This window comes from Candidatus Methylomirabilota bacterium (assembly GCA_035260325.1).
Taxonomy (GTDB): domain Bacteria; phylum Methylomirabilota; class Methylomirabilia; order Rokubacteriales; family CSP1-6; genus AR19.
The window spans coordinates 22,935-45,985 of sequence record DATFVL010000121.1 but is presented as its reverse complement, the minus strand read 5'-3'; the positions used below and the strand labels follow the sequence as shown (position 1 = coordinate 45,985).

Sequence of the window (23,051 nt, the reverse complement as noted above, 5' to 3'; positions counted from 1 at the left end):
ATCCTCGCCCGCGCGTGGGCCCGCATCCTTTGGCGCTGCTGGCAGGATCGCACCCCATACGACGTCCGCCGGCATCGCGCCGCCCAGGCGCTCGCCGCTGCCTGAGCGCGCGATGGTTGACACAGGATGTCTCATGTCCCTTCCCCGCCGATCAGCTCCGCGAGGTGGAGCGCGCGCACCCGCGAGCCCCGCCGCCGGAGCCCGCCCCCCATCTGCATGAGGCAGCCCGCGTCGCAGGCGACGACGCACGCGGCGCCGGTCGCCTCGATGTTCGCGAGCTTCTTGTCGAGGATCTGCGAGGATACCTCGGGCAGCCGCACGGCGAACGAGCCCCCGAAGCCGCAGCACTCGTCCGCTCCGCCGAGCTCGACCAGCTCCGCGCCCACGAGCTTCCGGAGGATCGCGCGCGGGGTCGCCGACTCGTGGAGGCCACGCAGGAGATGACAGGAGTCGTGGTAGGTCACGCGCCCCGCGACCGAGGCCTTGAACTCGGTCCGGCCGAGCACCTTCACGAGGAACTGGGACAGCTCGTAGGTTCGCCCGGCGACGCGCTCGGCGGCGGCGCGCTGCGCGGGGTCGTGGAGGAGGCCGGGCAGCTCGTGCTTCACCATGAACGCGCACGAGCCCGAGGGCACCACGACGTGCTGGGCGTCCTTCAAGAGCTCGACCATCCGGGCGCCGACGCGCGCGGCGCCGGCGTGGTAGCCGGAGTTGAAGAGCGGCTGGCCGCAGCAGGTCTGGCCCTCGGGGAAGTCCACGGCGACGCCGAGGCGCCGGAGGAGCCGCACCGTGGCGACACCCACCTCGGGGAAGAACATGTCGCCGAGGCAGGTCACCATCAGCGACGCGCGGACCGCGGGGGCCATCGGCTCAGGCGTGCGGCGGCGGCGGCGTCACGACGACGAGCACGAGGAGCGGCGCCGTGCCGTCGTTGACGAGGCCGTGCTCGACGCCGGCCCGCGCCACGGTCGCGTCCCCCGCCTCGAGCACGAGCTCCTCGCCGCCCACGCTGAACCGCCCGCGGCCTTCCACCACGTAGTAGATCTTGTCCTGGTCGCCGTGGGTGTGGGGCTTCTGGGTCTGGCCGGGCGCCACGCAGTAGAGGTCGAGGAGGGCGCGCTCCGTCGAGGCGAGGGCGACCTTCGCCATCCTGTCCGGCTGGAGCTTCACGTGGTCCCTGACCCTGATGCGCATCAGTCGATTTCGCTCGCCTCGGACGGCGGGGACTCGATCCCAGACTCGCCTCGCCTTGCGGCTGCGGCTCGCGCTGCGGCCCCGCGACGTCCTGCGTCTCGCGCTTCCACGGCTCTCGCAAGCAACTCTACGGGATGGACGAGCGTCACGTCCAGGCCGCGCTCGCGGCAGCCCTGCGCGATCTGGAGGAGGCAGCCCGGATTGCCCGTCGCGACGACGCGCGCGCCCGTCTCGGCGATCCGCTCGACCTTCGCCGCGAGGAGCTCGCGCGCGAGGGCGGGCTCGAGGAGATTGTAGACGCCGGCGCTGCCGCAGCAGAGGTCGCTGTCGCCGAGCTCGACGAGCCTGAGCCCGGGGATCCTGCGCAGGAGCGCCCGCGGCTCCTGGCGGAGGCGCTGGCCGTGGGCCAGGTGGCAGGCGTCGTGGTAGGTCACCGTGAGGTCGAGCCGCCCGAGCGGGAGGTCCGCCTCGCCGAGCACCTCGACGACGTCCCTCACGCGCTCGGCGAAGCCGACCGCCTCCGGCAGCCAGTGGCCGTACTCCTTCATCGCCGACCCGCAGCCGGCAGCATTGGCGACGACGAAGTCCAGGTCCTCGGGGAACGCGGCGACGAGGGCCCGGGCCCGCGCGCGCAGCGCGTCCACGCGGCCCGCGTGGAGCTCGAGGGCCCCACAGCAGCCCTGGGCGCCCGGCACGACGACGTCGTAGCCGGCGAGCGCCAGGAGCCGCGCGGTGTCGCGGTTCACTCCCGGATAGAGGTGGCGCTGGACGCAGCCGGTGAGGAGCCCGACGCGTCCCCTCACCCTGCCTCGCGCGGGGACGAGCTCGGGCAGGGCCGCCGCGGCGGGAACGTCGTCGAGCAGCGCTTCCAGCGCCGCGAGGCGCGGGAAGAGGCGGAGGACGCCCGTCGCCCTGACGAGGGGGCGGAGCCCGCTGCGCCGGTAGAGCCTGAAGGCCTTGAGTGCCGCGCCCACGCGCCCCGGCTCGGGGAACACGGAGAAGAGCAGCGCCTCGAGGAGCCGCCGCCGGGGCGGCGGGCCGTGGCGCCTCAACTGGATGCGCGTCGCCTCGAGGAGCGAGCCGAACCTGACACCCGACGGGCAGGCGCTCTCGCACGCGCGGCAGCCGAGGCAGAGATCGATGTGGCGCTGGAAGGTCGCCGTCAGCCCGACGCGGCCCTCGGCGGCGGCGCGCATCAGATAGATGCGGCCTCGCGGCGAGTCCATCTCCTGGCCCAGCACGCGATAGGTCGGACACTGCGGGAGACAGATTCCACAGTGGACGCACTTCCTCAGCTCGTCGAGATCGGGGGCGTCGGGCCCGCTGAAGGCGCCCAGGGTGGACTCCATCAGAGCCCCCCGACGAAGCGGCCGGGGTTCAGGACGCGCCGCGCGTCGAACTCCTCCTTGAGCGCGCGCATGAGCGCGAGCGGCCCCGGCTCGACCGGCCCCCACGGATCCACCACGCGGCGGACGTCGCGCGGGGCGCGCTGGATCGTCACGCTGCCGCCCGCCGGCGCGACGGCCGCGCGGAGCCGCTCGACGATGGCCTTGACCCGCGCGGGGTCGGTCCCCGGGAAGGACGCGCGCAGGCTCCCGAGCGGCGCGCACCCGCCGAGCGTCGGCGCGGCGCCCGCGAGCGACGCCGCGACGGCGCGCTCGATCTCGCCGGCGGTCTCGCCGACCTTCGAGGCGAGCGTCCCGACGCCGAGCCTCACGCCCTCCTCCGGAGCCATCGCCGCGTCGTAACGGTCCCAGAAGCCCGCGGCCACCAGTCCCGCCGCGCTCCCCGCCGCGCGCGCGAGTGCGCCCAGCGCGTCGCCCTGGGCGCGCACCGCGGCCTCGGCCGTCCCGATCGAGACCGCGACGGCCGCCGCGCTCCCCGCGATCTCGCAGGCCGCGAGGGCGGCGGCGTTCAGGAACTCGACCCGGCTCGGCTGCACCGTCGAGTCGAGGAGCCGCAGGACGAAGTCCTGCGCCGCGCCGGCGTCGCGACACGGGACGACCCAGGTCTGCTCGGCGTCGGGCAGCGGGTGGAGCCTGAGCGTCAGCTCGCCGATGACGCCGAGCGTCCCGCAGGCGCCCACCATCAGCTTCGGCACGTCGTAGCCGCTCACGGACTTCACCACGCGGGCGCCGCCCCAGGTCACGACGCCGTCGGCCTGGACGAACCTCACGCCCAGCAGCAGGTCGCGCAGCGTGCCGTAGCGCAGGCGGAGCGGGCCGCTCGCGCCGGTGGCGGCGATCCCGCCGAGCGTCCGCGCCCGGGCGCCGGGCGGGTCGAGCGGCAGGAACTGGCGGCGCGCGGCGAGCCAGGATTCGAGCGTGCCGAGCGTCACCCCGGCCTGCACCGTGATCGTGAGGTCGTCGGGGTTGTACTCGACGACCCGGTCGAGGTCACGGAGGTCCAGGACCACGTCCACCTTCGCGGGCGGCACACCGAGCTCCTGCGCCGCGCCCGAGCCGTGCGGGACGACGGCGAGCCCGGCGTCCCAGGCGAGCGCCAGGACCCCGCTCACCTGCTCGAGCGTCGCCGGCCGGACGACCCAGCGCGGGAGCAGCCCGTCGATCGTGAAGCCCGCGTGGACCTCGGCGCCCTCCTCGACCCGGGGACGTCCGGCGATCGCCGCCAGCGCCCCCCCGACCGAGCCCGTGACGGCGCCCACGCTCAGATCCAGGCGCCCTCGGGCAGGCGCGGCCGCGGCGGGCGGAAGCCTTCGCCGCACGCGGGGTGCGCGGGGAGGAGCTTGCCCGGGTTCATGATCCGATCGGGGTCGAAAATGCGCCTCAAGCGATACATGAAGTTCAGGTCGGCATCCGCATACTGGAGCGGCAGGTTCTTCGCCTTGTCGAGGCCGACGCCGTGCTCGCCCGTGACGGTGCCGCCCATCGCGATGCACGCGTGGAGCAGCTCCTCGTTTGCCGCCTTCGCCCGCTCGAGCTCGGCCGGGTTCCGATCGTCGTAGAGGATGAGCGGGTGGAGGTTGCCGTCACCGGCGTGGAAGACGTTGGCGATCTGGACGCCGTGACGCGCGCCGATCGCGCGGAGCTCGCGCATGATCGCGGGGAGCTTGGAGCGCGGCACGACCGCGTCCTGCAGGAGGTAGGTCGGCGCCAGGCGGCCGACGGCGCCCGCCGCCTCCTTCCGTCCCTTCCAGAGGAGCGCCCGCTCCGTGGCGTCGCGCGCGACGCGCACCTCGAGGGCGCCGCGCTCCCAGCAGATCCGCGCGCAGCGCTCGCCCTGCGCGTCCACCTCGGCGGCGGGGCCGTCGAGCTCGATCAGGAGGACCGCGGCCGCGTCCTTCGGATAGCCCGCCCCCGTCCCCTCGTTGATCGCGCGGATCATCAACTCGTCGAGCATCTCGAGCGCCGCGGGGATGATGCCGGCGGCGATGATCGCCGACACGGCCTCCGAGGCGTCCTCGATGTCCGTGAACGACGCGAGGAGCGTCTTCACCGCCTCCGCCGCGTGCAGGAGCCGCACCGTGACCGCGGTGACGAGGCCGAACGTCCCCTCGGAGCCCACCGCGACGCCCGTGAGGTCGTAACCCGGGCGGTCGGCCACCTTCCCGCCGAGCTTGACGAGCTCCCCCGTCCCCGTGACGAGCTCGAGGCCGAGGACGTGGTTGGTGGTGATCCCGTACTTCAGGCAGTGCGGCCCGCCGGCGTTCGTTCCGACGTTGCCGCCGATGGACGACACCATCTGGCTCGACGGGTCGGGGGCGAAGAACCAGCCGCGCGCCTCGACCGCCCGCGTGAGCGCCAGGTTGATGAGCCCGGGCTCCACGGTCGCGCAGCGGTTCGGGAGGTCCACCTCGAGGATCCGGTTCATCCGGTTGAGCGCGACCATCACGCCGCCCGACGGCGCCATGGCGCCGCCGATCAGTCCCGTGCCCGAGCCGCGCGGCACGACGGGCACGCCCGCGCGGCGGCAGAGCCCGACGATCGCGACGACCTGCTCGGTGGTGGCCGGGAGCGCGACGGCGTCGGGCGCGCCCTTGTAGAAGGTGTGCATGTCGCACTCGTAGACGAGCCGGCCCTCGTAGGACAGGACGAGGCCCTCGGGGCCGAGGATCCGCTGGAGCTCGCCGACGAGGCCGGGGCTCAGAGGCATGGCAGCGGATCCCAGAGGATCAGGAGATCTTCCAGGTGTCTCCGGAGGTCAGGAGCTTCGCGATGTCGCCGGGGCCGCGGTCGGAGATCGCCTTCTGCTCCTGCTGGAGCATGAGCTCCTCGTAGACGGGCGCCTCGATGGCCGCGAGCACGCCGACCGGGACCGGGAAGTCGGGCGCGAAGAGGTCCGCCAGGAGCTTCGCCGCGTTCACGTTCTTCTCGTCGTGGATCCAGAGCGCGCTCTCGGGGACGTCCTTCGCCTTCACCACCTTCGGCACGACGCCGTCCATGATGACGGCGCTCCGGTCGTCCTGCGGCCCGAACAGCAGCGGCTTGCCGTGCTCCAGCCGGAGCTCGTACCGGACCTTCTGCTCCTTGTCGTAGAGCACGTTCCAGGCGAGGTCGTTGTAGACGTTGCAGTTCTGGAGGATCTCGAGGAACGCGGCGCCGTGGTGGTGGGCGGCGCGCCTGAGCATCTCCTCCATGTGCTGGATGTTCCGGTCCACCGCGCGCGCGACGAACGTGGCGCCGCAGCCGAGCGCGAAGGCGAGCGGGTTCACGGGCCGGTCGGCCGAGCCCATGGGCGTGGACTTCGTCACCTTGCCGAGCTCGCTCGTCGGCGAGTACTGGCCCTTCGTGAGACCGTAGATCCGGTTGTTGAACAATAAGATTGTGACGTTCACGTTGCGGCGCAACACGTGCAGCATGTGGTTGCCGCCGATCGAGAGCCCGTCGCCGTCGCCCGTCACCACGAACACCTTGAGGTCCGGCCGCGCGAGGCGCAGGCCCGTCGCGACGGCCGGCGCCCGGCCGTGGATCGTGTGGAAGCCGTAGGTGTTCATGTAGTACGGGAACCGGCTCGAGCAGCCGATCCCGGAGATGAAGACGATGTTCTCCTTCGGGATGCCGAGGTCGGGCATCGCCTTCTGCGCCGCCGACAGGATCGCGTAGTCCCCGCAGCCGGGGCACCAGCGGACGTCCTGGTCGGACTCGAAGTCCTTCTTCGTGTACTTGGGCGCTTCCTTCGCGTCGGCGCCGCTCGAGCTCATACGCGACTCTCCTGGAGCTGGGTGATGGCCTCGTGGATCTCCTCGCTCGCGAGCGGCAGCCCGCGCACCCGGTTGAAGCCGACGGCGTCCACGAGGTACTCGGCGCGCAGCACGCGCACGAGCTGGCCGCTGTTGATCTCGGGCACGAGCACCCGGCGGTACTCGCGCAGGATGTGGCCGAGGTCCGGCGGCAGCGGGTTCAGGTGGCGCAGGTGGATGGACGCGACGGACTTGCCCTCGCCCTGCGCGCGTTCGACCGCCGCCGTGATGGCGCCGTACGTCCCGCCCCAGCCGACGACGAGCACGTCGCCGGTCGCCGGCCCGTTGATCGAGGTCGGCGGGATCTCCTGCGCCACGCGCCGCACCTTCTCGGCGCGCGTCCGGACCATGTGGTCGTGGTTGTCGGGATCGTAGGAGATGTTGCCCGTGACGTCCTGCTTCTCGATGCCGCCGATCCGGTGCTCGAGCCCCGGCGTGCCGGGGCGCACCCACGGGCGGGCGAGCGTCGCTGGATCGCGCAGGTACGGGAAGAAGCCCTCCGGCTCCGTCCGAAACGCGATCTCGATCGGCGGCAGCGTGCCGACGTCGGGGATCAGCCACGGCTCCGAGCCGTTCGCGAGGAAGCCGTCGCTCAGGACGATCACCGGGACCATGTACTTCGCCGCGATGCGCACCGCCTCGTAGGCGATGTAGAAGCAGTCGCCGGGCGTGGCGGGCGCGAGCACGACGACCGGCGACTCGCTGTTGCGCCCGTAGAGCGCCTGCATCAGGTCGGCCTGCTCGGTCTTGGTCGGCATGCCCGTGGACGGACCCGCGCGCTGGATGTTGAAGACCACCAGCGGCAGCTCCGCGGTCACGGCGAGGCCGATCGCCTCGCTCTTGAGCGCGATGCCGGGCCCGCTCGAGCCGGTGACGCCGATCGCCCCGCCGAAGGCGGCGCCGATCGCCGACGTCACCGCCGCGATCTCGTCCTCGGCCTGGATCGTCCGCACGCGGAAGCGCTTGTGGAGGGCCAGCTCGTGCAGGATGTCGCTCGCGGGCGTGATCGGGTACGCGCCGTAGACGACGGGCACCTTCGAGCGCGCCGCCGCCGCGAGGAGGCCCCACGCGAGCGCGCGGTTGCCCGTCATCGCCCGGTAGAGGCCCGGCGCCATCTCCGCCGGCTCGATCGCGTAGTGCTCGCTGAAGATCTCGGCGGTCTCGCCGTAGGCGTGGCCCGCCTTCAGCACGCGCGTGTTCGCCTCGGCGATGGCCGGGTTCTTCGAGAACTTCTTCTGGATCCAGTCGAGCGTGGGCTCGAGCGGCCGCGTGTAGATCCACGAGACCAGGCCGAGCGCGAAGAAGTTCTTGGTCCGGTCCTTCTCCTTCGTGTTCAGCGGGAGGTCCTTGACGGCCTCGAGCGTGAGCGCCGTCATGTCCACCTTGTGCAGGCGGTAGCGCTCGCCGAGCGCCGGGTCGGCGAGCGGGTCCGACGCGTAGCCGGCCTTGTCGAGGTTGCGCTTGTCGAAGGCCTGGGTGTTGACGATCAGGAGCCCGCCGGTCTTCAGGTCGCGCAGGTGCACCTTGAGGGCGGCCGGGTTCATCGCGACGAGGCAGTCGAGCCGATCGCCCGGCGTGTAGACGCGCTGGCTGCCGAACTGGAGCTGGAAGCTCGACACCCCGAAGAGCGTGCCCGCCGGGGCGCGGATCTCCGCCGGGAAGTTGGGCAGGGTCGCGATGTCGTTGCCGGCCCACGCCGACTCGGTGGTGAACTGCTCGCCGGTCAGCTGCATGCCGTCGCCGGAGTCGCCCGCGAACCGGATGACCGCGCGGTCCAGCTCCTTCAGCGACTTGTGCGCACCCGCGGCAGGCGTCGCCGTCTCGCTCATCGAATCATCTCTCCTCGCTCAATCTCGTCCCTGCCGCACACACACACCGGCCACGACCATCGGTGTGTCGGGAATCCCCGCTGAGGCCGCCCGCCCCCGGTCGGCGCGCTCTGAACTCCGGCGGACCTCGCTCATTTTATAAGACGGCCCAGACCCCGGCAAGGTTTGCCGCCCCGGTCGGGCCACCGGCCCCCCCGGCCGTCAGCCCGCGTCGATCTCGTGGGGGCGTTTGATCCGGTCCCCCGGCGGCAGGTTCAGGACCGCTTCCGGAAAGAGGTTGGCCAGCCACCGGATGACGTCGCTGACGGTCACGACCCCGATCGGCCGCCGCTCCGCGTCGACCAGGGGCACCGTCCGGTAGCCGGCGACGCTCATCGAGTGGACCGCCCAGGCGACCCGGTCGCGCACCGAGAGCGCGTCGGGATTCGGCGTCATCACCGCCGAGAGCGCCGTCTTCCGGGTATCGAGGTCCCGGCCGAGGACCCGCGTCAGCACGTCGCGCTCGGTGAAGATCCCGGTGAGCCGGCCCTCGGCGTCGGTGATCAGCACCCCCGCCTGCCGGCGCGCCAGCATCGTCTGGACGGCCTCGTGCACGGTCGCCGTCTCCTTCAGGCAGATCGGCTCGGCCGGCGACAGGACGGTAATGGTGTCGGCGAGGAGTGCCCCCCGGGTCGCCTTGACGTCGCCCTCGAGCTCCTGGGTGTACTGGTCCTCAAACTCGCCCATTGCTTGCCCCCTTCATGCCTCCACGGGCTCCACCCGCCATCCTACCCGAGTTGGCGGGCGGGCGCCCGCCGTCGCGGGACGTTGACGCCGACCCGGCGGGCTCTTCGCTCGCGTCCTTGAGAAGCTGGATGAACCGGCTCACGGTCGGCGTCAGGAGCTTCTGCCGCCGGTGGATGATCCCGACCGGCCGGACCAGGTCGGGGATCGCCAGCGGCACGACCGCCAGCGTCCGGATCCCCGCCTCCTTCTGGACGGTGTGGCGCGGCAGGATGCTCACGCCGGCATCGATGATGATCGCCTGCTTGATCGTCTCGATGTTGTCGAACTCCATCACGATGTTGACCTTCACGTTGTGCTGCCGGAGCGCCCTGTCGATCGCCTTGCGGATGGTGAGGCCGGGATCGAACGCCACGAAGGTCTCGCCGTTCAGGTCTCCGGGCTGGATCTGCCGCCGCCGCGCCAGGCGGTGGCTCGGGTGGCAGACGAACGCCATCGGCTCGGCGCGCAGGGGCACGATCGAGAGGGCGCGGTCGGCGGGCGGGTAGGACATGATCCCCACGTCCGCCTCGCCCTCGATGACCGCCTCCACCACCTTGTGCGGGTGCAGGCACTCGAGCTGGACGCGCGCCTCCGGGTAGAGCGACATGAAGCGCTGCATGTGGCGGCTCACGTCGTGGAGGCCCACCGAGTAGATCGCCGCGACCCGCACCGTCCCGTCCACCCGCGCCTTCACCGCGGCGACCTCGGTCTTCACCTTCTCCCACGACTCCAGGAGCCCGCGGCACGCCCCGTAGAACGCCTGGCCCTCGGGCGTGACGACGAACGGCCGCTTGCTCCGGTCGAGCAGCGCCACGCCGAGCTCGGCCTCGAGCTGCTGGACGGCCTGGCTCGCCGCGGACTGGGAGACGAAGCTCTGCTCCGCGCCCCGGGAGAAGGAGCGGAGCCGGACGACCTCGCAGTAGAGTTGCAGCGTCTCCAGGTGCATCGCCTGATCTTACTATCAGATTTGCTGATACACACTATACAAATTTTCTGGATGACTAATAATCTCCGGATATGTAGTATCGTGCAACTGTTCACAAAGGGGATGCGGTAATGAGCGAGCTTCAACGCGGAACGCCGCCCGCTCCGGTGCCCGGCCAGCCGCCCGCCCAAGGCCTCTACGACCCGCAGCACGAGCACGACGCCTGCGGCGTCGGCTTCGTCGTGGACATCAAGGGGCGGAAGTCGCACACGATCGTCCGCCGGGCGCTCGAGGTCCTCATCAACCTCCTCCACCGCGGCGCGTGCGGCTGCGAGCCGAACACCGGCGACGGCGCCGGCATCCTGCTCCAGATGCCCGACCGGTTCCTCCGGCGCGAGTGCGCGCGGCTCGGCATCCCCCTGCCCCCGGTCACCGAGTACGGCTGCGGGCTCGTCTTCCTCCCGCGCGACCCCGAGCAGCGCGACCGGGTGCGCGCGCTCCTCCACTCGATCGTCGAGGAGGAGGGCCAGCGGCTCTGCGGCTGGCGCGACGTGCCGACCGACGACCATCTCCTCGGCGCCACCGCGCGCTCGGTCGAGCCGAACATCCAGCAGGTCTTCATCGGCCGGGGCGCGGGCGTCGCCGACCACCCCGCCTTCGAGCGCACGCTCTACGTGATCCGCAAGCTCTTCGAGAAGGCCGTCGCGGCGCTCGACATCCCCGAGAACAAATTCGCCTACCTGCCGAGCCTCAGCTCGAACACGCTGATCTACAAGGGCATGCTCTCCGCCGACCAGATCCAGGCCATGTACCCGGACCTCGGGGATCCGGACGTGGAAACGGCGTTGGCGCTCGTGCACCAGCGGTTCAGCACCAACACGTTCCCCTCGTGGCCGCTCGCCCACCCCTATCGCTACATCGCCCACAACGGCGAGATCAACACGCTGCGCGGGAACATCAACTGGATGCGGGCGCGCGAGGCGCTCTGCCGCTCCCCCCTCCTGGGCGACGATCTCCGGAAGGTCCTGCCCGTCACGCGCGAGGGGCTCTCGGACTCGGCGACGTTCGACAACGTGCTCGAGTTCCTCGTGATGAACGGCCGGTCGCTCCCGCACGCGATCCTCATGATGATCCCGGAGCCCTGGCAGAACCACGAGTTCATGAGCCCGGAGCGGCGCGCGTTCTACGAGTACCACGCCTCCCTGATGGAGCCCTGGGACGGCCCGGCCTCGATCGCCTTCACCGACGGCACGGTGATCGGCGCGGTGCTGGACCGCAACGGCCTCCGGCCCTCGCGGTACTACGTGACCAAGGACGGCCTCGTGATCATGGCGTCCGAGGTCGGCGTCCTCGACGTCCCGCCCGAGAACATCCTGGTCAAGGAGCGCCTGCATCCCGGCCGGATCTTCCTCGTGGACACGGCGCAGGGCCGCATCGTGGACGACGACGAGATCAAGGCGAAGCTCGCCGCCGAGCATCCCTACGCGGAGTGGCTCAGGCAGCACTCGGCGCGCCTCGAGGACCTGCCCGAGCGGCCGCTGCCCGCGCCCGACCACGAGACCGTGCTGAACCGGCAGATCGCCTTCGGCTACACGCACGAGGACCTCCGGATCCTCCTCGCGCCGATGGCGAAGAACGGCGAGGAGCCGGTCGGCTCGATGGGGACCGACACGGCGCTCGCCGTCCTGTCGAACCGGCCGCGGCCGCTCTACGACTACTTCAAGCAGCTCTTCGCCCAGGTGACGAACCCGCCGCTCGACCAGATCCGGGAGGAGCTGGTGACGGCGATGGAGTCCACGGCCGGGCCCGAGCGGAATCTCCTCGTGCCCGAGCCCGAGTCCTGCCGCCAGATCGTGCTCCCCGATCCGGTGCTCTCGAACGAGGAGCTCGCCAAGCTCAGGCACGTGGACGTGCCGGGCTTCAAGGCGATCACGCTCCCCATGCTGTGGACCGTCAGCGAGGGCGCGCCGGGGCTCGAGCGGGCCCTCGAGGAGCTCCAGCGGACGGCGAGCGCGGCGCTCGCCGAGGGCCACAACGTCGTCGTCCTCTCCGACCGCGGCGTGAGCCGCGGTCGCGCGGCGATCCCGAGCCTCCTCGCCACCGCCGCGGTGCACCACCACCTCGTGCGCCGCGGCGAGCGCACGCGCTGCGGGCTCGTCGTCGAGACCGGCGACGCGCGCGAGGTGCACCACATGTGCCTGCTCATCGGGTACGGCGCCGGCGCCGTCAACCCGTGGGTCGCCTTCGAGACCCTGGACGACATGATCCGCCAGGGCATCCTCACCGGGACCGATCACAAGAAGGCGGTCCGGAACTACATCAAGGCGCTCAACAAGGGGATCCTCAAGGTCATGGCCAAGATGGGGATCTCGACGCTGCAGAGCTACTGCGGCGCCCAGATCTTCGAGGCCGTCGGCCTGAACCGCGACCTCGTGGACCATTACTTCACCGGGACGGCCTCGCGCGTCTCGGGCATCGGCCTCGACGTCGTCGCCGAGGAGGTCCGCCGCTGGCACGGGCGCGCGTTCCCCGACCGGCCGGTGGGCGCGGCCGAGCTGGACTGGGGAGGCGAGTACCAGTGGCGGCGCGACGGCGAGTACCACCTCTTCAACCCGGACACCGTCTTCAGGCTCCAGCACGCGACGCGCGCGGGCCAGTACAAGATCTACAAGGACTACACGAAGCTCGTGGACGAGCAGAGCCGGAACCTCGCGACCCTGCGCGGCCTGATCGGGCTCAAGCCGGCGCTGGCGCCCGTCCCGCTCGCGGAGGTCGAGCCCGTCGAGACGATCCTCCGGCGGTTCGCGACCGGCGCCATGTCCTACGGCTCGATCAGCCAGGAAGCCCACGAGACCCTCGCCATCGCGATGAACCGGATCGGCGGCCGGTCGAACACGGGCGAGGGCGGCGAGGACGCGGCCCGCTACACACGCGACGCGAACGGCGACTCCCGGCGGAGCGCGGTCAAGCAGGTCGCCTCCGCGCGCTTCGGCGTGACGAGCGAGTACCTCGTGAACGCGGACGACCTCCAGATCAAGATGGCCCAGGGGGCCAAGCCCGGCGAGGGCGGCCAGCTCCCCGGTCCGAAGGTGTACCCCTGGATCGCGAAGGTGCGCTTCGCGACGCCCGGCGTGCAGCTCATCTCGCCGCCGCCGCACCACGACATCTACTCGATCGAGGACCTGGCCCAGCTGATCCACGACCTGAAGAACGCCAATCCAAAGGCGCGGATCCACGTGAAGCTCGTCGCGGAAGTCGGCGTCGGCACCGTCGCGGCCGGCGTCGCCAAGGCCCACTCGGACGTCGTCCTGATCTCCGGCCACGACGGCGGCACGGGGGCCTCGCCACTCACCTCGATCAAGCACGGTGGCATTCCCTGGGAGCTCGGCATCGCCGAGACCCAGCAGGTCCTCGTCCTGAACAAGCTCCGCGACCGGATCGTCGTCCAGGTGGATGGCCAGATGAAGACCGGCCGCGACGTCGTGATCGCCGCGCTCCTGGGCGCCGAGGAGTTCGGCTTCTCGACGGCCCCGCTCGTGGTGCTCGGCTGCATCATGATGCGGGTCTGCCACCTGAACACCTGCCCCGTCGGGATCGCCACCCAGGACCCGGAGCTCCGCAAGCGCTTCAACGGCCGGCCCGAGTTCGTGACGACCTTCTTCCGCTTCATCGCCGAGGAGGTGCGCGAGTACATGGCCGCGCTCGGCTTCCGGACCATGGACGAGATGATCGGGCGCGCCGACCGGCTCGACTTCAGGCCGGCGCTCGACCACTGGAAGGCGCGCGGGCTCGACTTCTCGGCGATCTTCCACCGGCCCGACATGCCGCCCGAGGTCGCGCGCCACTGCGTGACGGTCCAGGACCACGGGCTCGACCGCGCCCTCGACCGCACCACGCTCATCCCGAAGTGCCGCGACGCGATCGAGCGCCAGAAGCGCGTCGAGCTCGCGCTGCCGATCCGGAACGTCAACCGCACCGTCGGCACCATGCTCGGCCACGAGATCACGCGCCGCTGGGGCGGCGAGGGCCTCCCGGACGACACGATCCGCGTCCACTTCACGGGCTCCGCCGGCCAGTCGTTCGGCGCGTTCGTCCCGCGCGGGATCACGTTCACGCTCGAGGGCGACGCCAACGACTACTGGGGCAAGGGGCTCTCCGGCGGTCGGCTCATCGTCTATCCGCCGAAGCGCTCCACGTTCGTCGCCGAGGAGAACATCGTCATCGGCAACGTCGCGCTCTACGGCGCGACGAGCGGCGAGGCGTTCGTGCGCGGGGTCGCGGGCGAGCGGTTCGCCGTCAGGAACAGCGGCGCCCACGCGGTCGTCGAGGGGATCGGCGACCACGGCTGCGAGTACATGACCGGCGGCCGCGTCGTCGTCCTCGGACGGACGGGACGCAACTTCGCCGCGGGCATGTCCGGCGGCATCGCGTTCGTGCTCGACGTGGACGGCGACTTCAAGCGGCGCTGCAACCTCGGCATGGTGGACCTCGAGCCCTTCGACCGCGCCGAGGACATCGCGCTGGTGCGCGGCCTCATCGAGCGCCACATCCAGCTCACCGACTCGACCTACGCGGCCAAGCTCCTCGCCGACTGGATCGGCGTGCAGCCGCGGTTCGTCAAGGTCATGGCGAAGGACTACAAGCGCGTGCTGGCGGCCGAGGCGCGCGCCCGCGCCGAGGGGCGCGAGCCCACGTTCGCCGAGCTGGTCGGGACGCCGAGTGGGTAAGGTCACCGGCTTCCTCGAGATCCAGCGCAAGAAGTGGCCGACCCGCCCGGTGGCGGAGCGGCTCCGCGACTGGAGGGAGATCTACCTCCCCTACCCCGTCGACGATCTAAAAAAGCAGGCCGCGCGCTGCATGGACTGCGGCATCCCCTTCTGCCACCAGGGCTGCCCGCTCGGCAACATCATCCCGGACTGGAACGATCTCGTGTACCGCGACCGCTGGCGGGACGCGATCGAGCGCCTGCACGCGACGAACAACTTCCCCGAGTGGACGGGCCGCCTCTGCCCGGCGCCGTGCGAGGGCTCGTGCGTCCTCGGGATCAACGACGACGCGGTCACGATCAAGGCCGTCGAGGAGCGGATCATCGCGCGCGCCTTCGACGAGGGCTGGGTCGTCCCCGAGCCGCCCGCCGTCCGCACCGGCAAGAAGGTCGCGGTCGTCGGCTCCGGCCCCGCCGGCCTCGCGTGCGCCCAGCAGCTCTGCCGCGCCGGCCACTCGGTCATCGTGCTCGAGCGCGCCGACCGCATCGGCGGGCTCCTCCGCTACGGCATCCCCGAGTTCAAGATGGAGAAGCGCGTCCTCGACCGGCGCCTCCAGATCATGGAGAAGGAGGGCATCGCCTACCGCACGAACGCCCACGTGGGTGGGAACGTTGCGGTCGCGGACCTGCGCAGCGAGTTCGACGCGCTCGTGCTCGCCGGCGGCGCCTGCCAGCCGCGCGATCTGCCCGTGCCCGGGCGCGGGCTCCAGGGTATCCACTTCGCGATGGAGTACCTGACGCTCCAGAACAAGCGCTGCGAAGGCGACGTGGTGCCGGACGAGCAGTTCATCACGGCCAAGGGGAGGCGCGTGGTGATCATCGGCGGCGGCGATACCGGCGCCGACTGCCTCGGCACCGTCCACCGCCAGGGCGCGGCGTCGGTCCACCAGTTCGAGCTGCTCCCGCGGCCGCCCGACGCACGCGCGTCCGACAACCCGTGGCCTCAGTGGCCGAACATCTTTCGCGTGTCGGGCGCCCACGAGGAGGGCGGCGAGAGAGTCTACGCCGTCTCCACCCAGCGCTTCAACGGCGACACCGCAGGGCGCGTCCGTCAACTCGAGGCGATGCGGGTGGACATGGTCCGCGAGGGCAGCCGGCTCGATTTCAAGCCCGTACCGGGGAGCGAGTTCACGATCGACTGCGAGCTGGTCCTCCTCGCGATGGGCTTTCTCGGCGCCGAGAAGCCCGGGATGCTCGCCGACCTCGGCGTCACGATCACGGAGCGCGGCAACGTCTGGCGCGATGCGAGCTGGATGACGAGCGTGCCCGGCGTCTTCACCTGCGGCGACATGCAGCGCGGCCAGTCGCTGATCGTCTGGGCGATCGCCGAGGGCCGCTCTGCCGCGCGGGGCGTGGACCTCTATCTGATGGGCAAGTCCGACCTCCCCGCGCCCCTTCCCTGATCGATCGTCCCCCTGTCCTCCTCATCCATGGCGCGGCGAGCAGCGAAGAGTATCGCTGACGCGGACCAAGCTATCCTACCCATTCTCCGTTTCTTGACGCTGGCCGGTGCCGGCGTAGATGCCATGGATCGCGTTCGGCGACCGCCCACCGGAAGCGCCTACGCCTCCCGCTTCGGCTGGCTTCGAGGCTCCGCGACGAAGATCGGGATCCGCCGTGTAGTCCGCGTCTGGTAGTCCGCGTACGGAGGATACGCCGAGACCGCGAGCTTCCAGAGTCTCGCCCGCTCGGCCCCGTCCTCAACCTCGCGGACCCGCATCGGCTGCACCGCGGTGTGATCGCGGATCTCGATGGCCGGATTGGCGCGCAGGTTGTACACCCAGACCGGGTTTGTCGGCGCTCCTCCAAGCGAACCGACGAGGATGTAGTTGGCGCCGTCCTTGACGCGCATCAATGGGGTCTTGCGAATCGCGCCGGTCTTGTTGCCGGTGTGGGTCACGATGATCACCGGCAGCCCGGTGTCGCGGAGCGTGGTGCCTTCGGTTCCACCACTGCGCTCGTAGAGCTCGACCTGGTCGCGCACCCACTCCCTGGGGCTGGGAATGTACTCCGCCATCGGAATCTCCTCCACACGGGGGGTTCATCCTCCCGCAAGGGTCTCTAAAGTGCCGGGCTCGGGCCCGGAGCTCAGCGCAGCGGGCTCTGCCAGAGCGCGTGGCCGACGAAGAACGGGCCGAGCGTCTGGATGTACTGCGCGGTCTGGACGGTCTTGCGCATGGTCTGGATCAGGTGCGAGAGCGGGTGGAGGTCCTTGCCCACGAGACCGATGACGAAGTCGTTATCGTGGACGTCGAGCCCGTGGCAGGCGAGGCGGACGTCGTGGGCGAGATCGGCGTCGCCGTAGGCGTGGCCGAGCACGCTGTGCTCGCGGATGATCTTGCCCTGCTCCTCCCCCGAGAGCCGCGCGAAAGCGCCCGTGCGGCGCAGCGGGTACCAGACGGCCCAGGGCCAGGCCGGGTTCAACGCCGTCCGCCGCGGCCGGCGGAGCAGCCACTCGTCGAGGTCCTGCTCGAATCCCGACGAGTACGTCCGGCCGAACATCGTGAGCTCGGGCTTCGGCGCGAGTCCCGCGAAGGGCTCGGCGTTCAGGAGCTCGCGGAGACCGTGGACGAAGAAGACCGGGTCCTCGTGGAGCGCGAGGACGCCCACGCCGCGTGGGTCGTTCGTGTCCTGGTAGAGCACGGCCTCGATCCGGCTCGACTCGAGCGCCCGGACGAGCGGCTTCGGGTCGAGGCAGCCCCCGAACGCGTGGAGCTGCATGTACAGCCGGCGCTCGGACGTCTGCTGCTGGGCCCCGCGCTCCCGGACGTCGATCTTCGGCGTGTCGGACGAGCTCACGCGTTCCCTCCTCGCGGCGCTAGCCCCCGCGGGTGTGCATCTCCAGGTGCGGGTCCTCCTTGAGCCGCGCGATCTGGACGAGCGGCGTGCGCTCGCGCAGGGCCAGGCGCTCCTCGGCGCCGCGGTCGGCGCGCCGCCGCCAGCCGCCGGCGACGAGCTCGCGCAGTCCCTCCGGACTCGCGCCCCGGCGGAACGGACCGCGCAGGTCGACGCCGCGCTGGGCGTAGAGGCAGAGGTACCACATACCGTCCGCGGTGAGCCGGCTCCGGTCGCAGCTCGAGCAGAACGGCGCGGTCGTGGAGGCGATGATGCCGAAGACGGTGCCGTCGGGGAGCCGGTACCGGTCAGCCGGCGCGCTGGTTTCCTCCACGATGGGCTCGATCCGGCCGTAGCGTGCCTCCAGCGCCTCGAGCATCTGCTTCCGGCTCACGACCTGGTCCATGGACCAGCGCGTCGCGCCCCCGACGTCCATGTACTCGATGAAGCGGACCTCCGCGGGCACCCGCTTGCCGAACTCGATGAGATCGGCGAGCTCGTCGTCGTTCACGCCACGGATGACCACCGTGTCGAGCTTCGTCCCGGCGAAGCCGGCGCGCGCGAGGGACTCGATCCCTTCGAGGACCTGAGCGTGGCTCTGGCGGCGCGTCAGCGCTGCGAAGCGATCGGGGCGCAGGGTGTCGAGGCTCACCGTGACCCGATGGAGCCCGGCCTCCTTGAGCGCCGGCGCGTGCTCGGCGAGGAGGACGCCGTTGGTCGTCATCGCGAGATCGCGCAGCGGCTTCGCCGCGAGCATCCGGACGAAGCGCGGCAGCTCGCGGCGCAGGAGCGGCTCGCCGCCGGTGAGACGAACCTTGTCCACGCCGAGGCCCATGAACACGTCCACGAGGGCCGCCACCTCGCCGAAGTGGAGGATCTCGGCGCGCGGGAGCCAGACGTAGTCCTCCTCCGGCATGCAGTAGGCGCAGCGGAGGTTGCACCGGTCGGTGACCGAGATGCGAAGATTGCTGAGCGGCCGGTTCTGCGTGTCGAGGAGTGCCATCACGACGCGCCGGCGGTGACGGCGCCCTCGGCCTGGGCCCGCTCCCACTCGCGGAGCAGCCCCGCCTTCTTGACCCCGACGTCGAAGTGGTCCCAGGGCAGGCGCTCATCGGCCGGTCGAACGCGCGTCGTGTAGAAGCCGGGATCGCCCTCCCACTCGCGGAGCGCGCGCCGCCAGTCGCCATCGAACCCGGCGGCGAGCTCGAGAAAGGCCGCGACGCGGCGGTCGCCGCGCGCGAGCAGCGCCTGGAGCGCCGCCTCGCGCGGGTTCTCGTGGAGGACCCGCACGTTCGAGAAGCGGCGCACGCCGCGCTTGACGATCTCGAGCTTCGTCTGGAGCGAGTCGGCGCCGTCGAAGGGCGCCCACTGGAACGGCGTCCAGGGCTTCGGCACGAAGGACGAGATCGAGAGCGTGAGCCGCCCGAACGGGTGTCCCTCCGGATCGAGGACGCGCAGGCGCTCGAGCATCCTCTCGGCGAGCGCCGGGATCGCCTCCACGTCCGCGCGCGTCTCCGTGGGCTGACCGAGCATGAAGTAGGTCTTGAGGTTCGGGATCCCGTGGGCGCGCACGAGGTCGCAGGCCGCGAGGATCTGCTCGTCGGTGATCGCCTTGCGGATCGCGCGGCGCAGCCGCTCGGTGCCCGCCTCGGGCGCGACGGTCAGCGTGCGGTGGCCGCCGCGCGCGAGCGCCGCGACGAGGTCGTCCGTCAGGCTGTCGGCGCGGATCGAGGAGATCGACACCTCGAGGCCGTTCTCCTCGACGATCTTCAGGAGGTCGCCGATCCACGGATAGTCGGAGACACACGCGCCGACGAGCCCGATCCGCTTCTCGCCGCTCTCGGCGAGGCGCGCCACGGTCTCGCGAAGCGCGTCCACGCTCCGGTGCCTCACCGGCCGGTACACCTGGCCCTCGAGACAGAAGCGGCAGCCGCGGCCGCAGCCCTTGCCCACTTCGAGGAGGGCCATGTGGCCGTACTCGGCGTTCGGCGTCTTGACGGTCGCGATCGTCTCGAACGCGTTGACGTTCCTGAGCCGCCGCTTGGCGACCACCGCCGGCGCTCCCGCGCGCGGCGTGACGGCCGCGAGCACGCCGCCGGGCTCCCAGGTGACGTCGTAGCGCTCGGGCACGTAGATACCCTCGACGCCGACGAGCGCGTCGAGAAAGGTCTCGCGGTCCGCGCCGGCCGCCCGGTAGCGCTCGATCAGCTCGACGACGAGCTCCTCGCCCTCGCCGACGGCGATCAGGTCCATGAAGGGCGCGAGGGGCTCGGGGTTCGAGAAGGCGCACACTCCACCCATCAGGACGAGCGGGTCGCGCTGCCGGCGCTCGGCGGCGCGCAGCGGGATGCCCGCCAGCGCGAGCAGGCGCAGGACGTTGATGTAGTCGCCCTCGTACGTCACCGAGAAGCCGAGCATGTGGAAGTCGGTCAGCGGCCGGAGCGACTCGAGCGAGAACGGCACGCCGCCGGTGCGCCGGAGCTCGGTGACGTCCTCGGGGTCGGGGAAGAACACGCGCTCGCAGACGACGTCGGGGAGCGCGTTCAGGTGCCGGTAGATCGTCTGGAAGCCGAGGTTCGACATCCCGACGGCGTAGCTGTTCGGGTACACGAGGGCGAACGCGACCTTCCCGCCCCAATCCTTTCGCACCGTGCCCTGCTCCTCGACGAGCAGGGCCTGGGCTTTCTTCTTCAGCGTCCAGGACATCGGCCTAGTCTACCATGGGGTTTCTTCCGCCCTTGGTAGTCGCCGCTTCTTCCGCCCTTGGTGGTCGCGCCGTCGTCAGCCCTTGATGACCCCAACGGGGCGGAGACGCGCCACGCGCGTCGAGATGCCGAAGCGGTGGACGACGTCCACGACGTCCTTCACGTCCTTGTAGGCCTCGGGCATCTCCTCGGCGAGCGCGTCGCGGCCGGTGGCGCGGGCCACGACGCCGCGTGCGCGCAGCTCTTGATCGATCCGCCGGCCGCGCGCCGCCTTCACCGCCGCCGTGCGCGAGAGCAGGCGGCCGGCACCGTGACACGTGCTGCCGAACGTCTCGCGCATCGCCAGCTCGGTGCCCAGGAGGAGGAACGAGTAGCGCCCCATGTCGCCCGGCACGATGACCGGCTGGCCCGGGAACGCCCGCGTCGCCCCCTTGCGGTGCACGAGCAGGCGCCGCGGGACGCCGTCCACGACGTGGTCCTCGAGCTTGGCGATGTTGTGGGCGACGTCGTAGACGACGGCCATGTCGAGGCCGCGCGCCGCCTCGCCGAGCGCCTGGCGGAAGACATGCCGCGCCCAGTGCGTCAGCACCTGGCGGTTCGCGAAGGCGAAGTTGGCCGCCGCCCGCATCGCGCCGAGGTACGCGCTCGCCTCGTCGGAGTCGAGCGGCGCGCACGCGAGCTGGCGGTCGGGCACGCTGATCCCGTAGCGCTTGAGCGCCCGGCCGGTGAGGTCGAGGTAGTCGGTGCACACCTGATGTCCGAGGCCGCGCGAGCCCGTGTGGATCATGAGCGTCACCTGCCCCGCCGCGACCCCGAGCGCCGCGGCGGCCCGCGCGTCGTAGACCTCATCCACCACCTGCACCTCGAGGAAGTGGTTGCCGGAGCCGAGCGTGCCGAGCTGACCGCGGCCGCGCTCTCGCGCGCGGGGCGAGACGCGCCCGGGATCGGCGCCCTCGAGCCGGCCCTCCGACTCGATGGACGCGAGGTCCGCGGCGAGCCCGTACCCGGCCTCGACCGCCCAGGCGGCGCCGCGCGCCAGGACCTCTTCGAGCTGCCGCGCGTCGAGGGCCGCGACGCCGCGCGAGCCGACGCCCGTCGGGATCGCGGCGTAGAGCGCGTCCACGAGCGCCTCGAGGCGGCCCTCGAGCTCGCGCGCCTCGAGGCCGGTACGGAGGAGCCGCACGCCGCAGTTGATGTCGAAGCCGATCGCTCCCGGGCTCACGACGCCCCGCTCCGCGTCGGTCGCGACGACGCCGCCGACGGGCAGGCCGTAGCCCTGGTGGATGTCGGGCATCGCGAGGGCCGCGCGGACGATCCCCGGGAGCGTGGCGCCGTTGGCGAGCTGCTCGAGCGAGGCGTCGCTCCTGATGGACGCGATCAGGCGCTCGTCGGCGACGACGAGGCCGGGCACCCGCATGCCGCGCCGCTCGTCGCGGGGAATCCGCCAGAGCTGGGAGCCGACCTGCTCGAGCTGCATCGGACGGCGACTCGGTCAGCGCGCGGCGGCCGACGACCCGCCGCGCCGCGTCCAGGCGAGCCCCACGACGGCGACGAGGACGCCGGCGATGCTCGCGAGCTGGGCGACGCGGAAGGAGCCCAGCCAGAAGCTGTCGAGCCTCAGCCCCTCGATCGCGAACCGGCCCAGGGAGTAGAGGCCGAGGTAGCAGAAGAAGAGCGCGCCCGGCCTCCCGCGCAGGCGCGCGCACAGCCAGGCGACGAGGAGCGCGAAAACGAGGAGGTCCCAGACCGACTCGTAGAGGAACGCCGGGTGGAAGTAGTCGTACTGGGTGAAGCCGAGCGGCCGGTGGGCGGGCGAGATGTAGAGCTTCCACGGCAAGCCCGTCGGCCGGCCGAACGCCTCCTCGTTGAAGAAGTTCCCCCACCGCCCGATCGCCTGGCCGAGCGCGACGGAGGGCGCCGCCACGTCGAGGACGCGCAGCACGGGAAGCTTCCAGCGGCGCGCGAGCCACACGCCGACGAGCGGGCCCAGGATCAGGCCGCCGTGGATCGCGAGGCCGCCCTCCCACACCGCGACGATCTTCGACGGGTAACGGCCGTAGTAGTCCCAGTTGAACGCGACCTCGTAGAGACGCGCGCCGACGAGCCCGGCGAGGATCGCCCACTGCGCGCAGGCGATGATGTCGTCCGCGGGCAGGCCCACGCGCTTCGCCTGCCGGTAGGCGAGCCAGAGGCCGACCACGATCGCGGTGGCCATGAGGATCCCGTACCAGCGGATGACGATGGGGCCGATCTGGATGGCGATGGCGCCGGGCGAGCTGAACACGACAGGCAGGATAGCACGGCGCGCGCGACGGGAGCGCTAACGCAGGCTGGCGAGCGCGGACGGAGATGGTAGGGGCGGCAGGATTCGAACCTGCAAGTCCTCGCGGACGGAGGATTTTAAATCCTCAGCGTTTTCCGATTCCGCCACGCCCCCGTCACGGCCCTAGATCCTCCTGAACTTCTCGTTCACCTCTTCGATGCGCTTTTTCTTCTCCTCGTCGTAGCGCAGCTGCTCGGCCTTCTTCTGCTTCTCGCGCTGCTCCTGGGCGGCGAGCGCGTGGTTCGCGCCCTGGATCCACTGGTCGATGTGCTGGATCCAGGTGCCCAGGTTCGCCTCCTCACACTTGAAGACGAGCGCCTGGTGCATCATGCCGAGCTTCTTCGGGTGGCACATCACTGTGGTCTCGGCCGGCTCCGAGAAGAGCTTCGACCACTCGCGCGTGGGCGGCTCGCTGAGCGGCACCGTCCAGGTGAACTCCTCGCCCTTGAGGTCGGTCGCCTTCGGGGGTCCGCCGCGCTTGATCTCTTCCGCCATGTCCGGTCTCCGGCC

Annotated in this window: 18 protein-coding genes and 1 tRNA gene; 2 read left to right on the top strand and 17 right to left on the bottom strand. The window is 71.3% G+C overall.

Annotated elements, in window-relative coordinates; all coding sequences use genetic code 11:
- Window positions 1-131: 131 nt before the first annotated feature.
- From VKG64_08315 to VKG64_08275, 9 genes are all read right to left on the bottom strand, one after another.
- A complete protein-coding gene (locus tag VKG64_08315; GenBank protein HKB25043.1) occupies window positions 132-866 on the bottom strand; it encodes a (Fe-S)-binding protein in 735 nt (244 codons plus the stop codon).
- A gap of 4 nt (window positions 867-870) precedes the next feature.
- Window positions 871-1,194, bottom strand: a complete 324-nt coding sequence (locus VKG64_08310; GenBank protein ID HKB25042.1) for a cupin domain-containing protein — start codon at window positions 1,192-1,194, stop codon at window positions 871-873.
- Window positions 1,194-2,543 (bottom strand): (Fe-S)-binding protein, encoded by a 1,350-nt coding sequence (locus VKG64_08305; GenBank protein ID HKB25041.1) that lies wholly within the window; start codon window positions 2,541-2,543, stop codon window positions 1,194-1,196. Before VKG64_08305 ends, VKG64_08310 begins: the two co-directional genes overlap by 1 nt.
- The gene (locus VKG64_08300; protein ID HKB25040.1) at window positions 2,543-3,859 is read right to left on the bottom strand and encodes an FAD-binding oxidoreductase; all 1,317 of its coding nucleotides are present in this window, start codon (window positions 3,857-3,859) and stop codon (window positions 2,543-2,545) included. Before VKG64_08300 ends, VKG64_08305 begins: the two co-directional genes overlap by 1 nt.
- 2 nt (window positions 3,860-3,861) lie before the next feature.
- Window positions 3,862-5,307 (bottom strand): FAD-linked oxidase C-terminal domain-containing protein, encoded by a 1,446-nt coding sequence (locus tag VKG64_08295; GenBank protein HKB25039.1) that lies wholly within the window; start codon window positions 5,305-5,307, stop codon window positions 3,862-3,864.
- A gap of 19 nt (window positions 5,308-5,326) precedes the next feature.
- Entirely contained in the window at window positions 5,327-6,355 is a 1,029-nt protein-coding gene (locus tag VKG64_08290) for a 2-oxoacid:ferredoxin oxidoreductase subunit beta (GenBank protein HKB25038.1), read from the bottom strand.
- On the bottom strand, window positions 6,352-8,223 hold the full coding sequence (locus VKG64_08285) for a 2-oxoacid:acceptor oxidoreductase subunit alpha (protein ID HKB25037.1): 1,872 nt from the start codon (window positions 8,221-8,223) through the stop codon (window positions 6,352-6,354). The genes VKG64_08290 and VKG64_08285 overlap by 4 nt, the downstream gene beginning before the upstream one ends.
- Window positions 8,224-8,424: 201 nt before the next feature.
- On the bottom strand, window positions 8,425-8,949 hold the full coding sequence (locus VKG64_08280) for a CBS domain-containing protein (protein HKB25036.1): 525 nt from the start codon (window positions 8,947-8,949) through the stop codon (window positions 8,425-8,427).
- Window positions 8,936-9,934: a LysR family transcriptional regulator gene (locus VKG64_08275; protein ID HKB25035.1), complete on the bottom strand. Its 999-nt coding sequence runs from the start codon at window positions 9,932-9,934 to the stop codon at window positions 8,936-8,938. Before VKG64_08275 ends, VKG64_08280 begins: the two co-directional genes overlap by 14 nt.
- A gap of 110 nt (window positions 9,935-10,044) precedes the next feature.
- Between VKG64_08275 and gltB the strand changes: the two genes are divergently transcribed.
- Together gltB and VKG64_08265 are read left to right on the top strand one after the other, a co-directional pair.
- Window positions 10,045-14,640: a glutamate synthase large subunit gene (gltB, locus tag VKG64_08270; protein HKB25034.1), complete on the top strand. Its 4,596-nt coding sequence runs from the start codon at window positions 10,045-10,047 to the stop codon at window positions 14,638-14,640.
- Window positions 14,633-16,081: a glutamate synthase subunit beta gene (locus VKG64_08265; GenBank protein ID HKB25033.1), complete on the top strand. Its 1,449-nt coding sequence runs from the start codon at window positions 14,633-14,635 to the stop codon at window positions 16,079-16,081. The genes gltB and VKG64_08265 overlap by 8 nt, the downstream gene beginning before the upstream one ends.
- Window positions 16,082-16,239: 158 nt before the next feature.
- On the opposite strand, the gene VKG64_08260 is transcribed toward VKG64_08265, so the two are convergent.
- From VKG64_08260 to VKG64_08225, 8 genes are all read right to left on the bottom strand, one after another.
- Window positions 16,240-16,701: a nitroreductase family deazaflavin-dependent oxidoreductase gene (locus tag VKG64_08260; GenBank protein ID HKB25032.1), complete on the bottom strand. Its 462-nt coding sequence runs from the start codon at window positions 16,699-16,701 to the stop codon at window positions 16,240-16,242.
- Between the two features lie 65 nt (window positions 16,702-16,766).
- Window positions 16,767-17,477, bottom strand: a complete 711-nt coding sequence (locus VKG64_08255; GenBank protein HKB25031.1) for a chlorite dismutase family protein — start codon at window positions 17,475-17,477, stop codon at window positions 16,767-16,769.
- A gap of 19 nt (window positions 17,478-17,496) precedes the next feature.
- On the bottom strand, window positions 17,497-18,516 hold the full coding sequence (moaA, locus tag VKG64_08250; protein HKB25030.1) for a GTP 3',8-cyclase MoaA: 1,020 nt from the start codon (window positions 18,514-18,516) through the stop codon (window positions 17,497-17,499).
- A complete protein-coding gene (locus tag VKG64_08245) occupies window positions 18,516-20,219 on the bottom strand; it encodes a radical SAM protein (GenBank protein ID HKB25029.1) in 1,704 nt (567 codons plus the stop codon). Before VKG64_08245 ends, moaA begins: the two co-directional genes overlap by 1 nt.
- Window positions 20,220-20,294: 75 nt before the next feature.
- On the bottom strand, window positions 20,295-21,695 hold the full coding sequence (locus VKG64_08240; protein ID HKB25028.1) for an RtcB family protein: 1,401 nt from the start codon (window positions 21,693-21,695) through the stop codon (window positions 20,295-20,297).
- Between the two features lie 15 nt (window positions 21,696-21,710).
- The gene (lgt, locus tag VKG64_08235; GenBank protein ID HKB25027.1) at window positions 21,711-22,502 is read right to left on the bottom strand and encodes a prolipoprotein diacylglyceryl transferase; all 792 of its coding nucleotides are present in this window, start codon (window positions 22,500-22,502) and stop codon (window positions 21,711-21,713) included.
- Window positions 22,503-22,568: 66 nt separating this feature from the next.
- Window positions 22,569-22,655 (bottom strand) — tRNA-Leu (locus VKG64_08230).
- Window positions 22,656-22,664: 9 nt separating this feature from the next.
- Window positions 22,665-23,036, bottom strand: a complete 372-nt coding sequence (locus VKG64_08225) for a hypothetical protein (GenBank protein ID HKB25026.1) — start codon at window positions 23,034-23,036, stop codon at window positions 22,665-22,667.
- Between the last annotated feature and the right edge of the window lie 15 nt (window positions 23,037-23,051).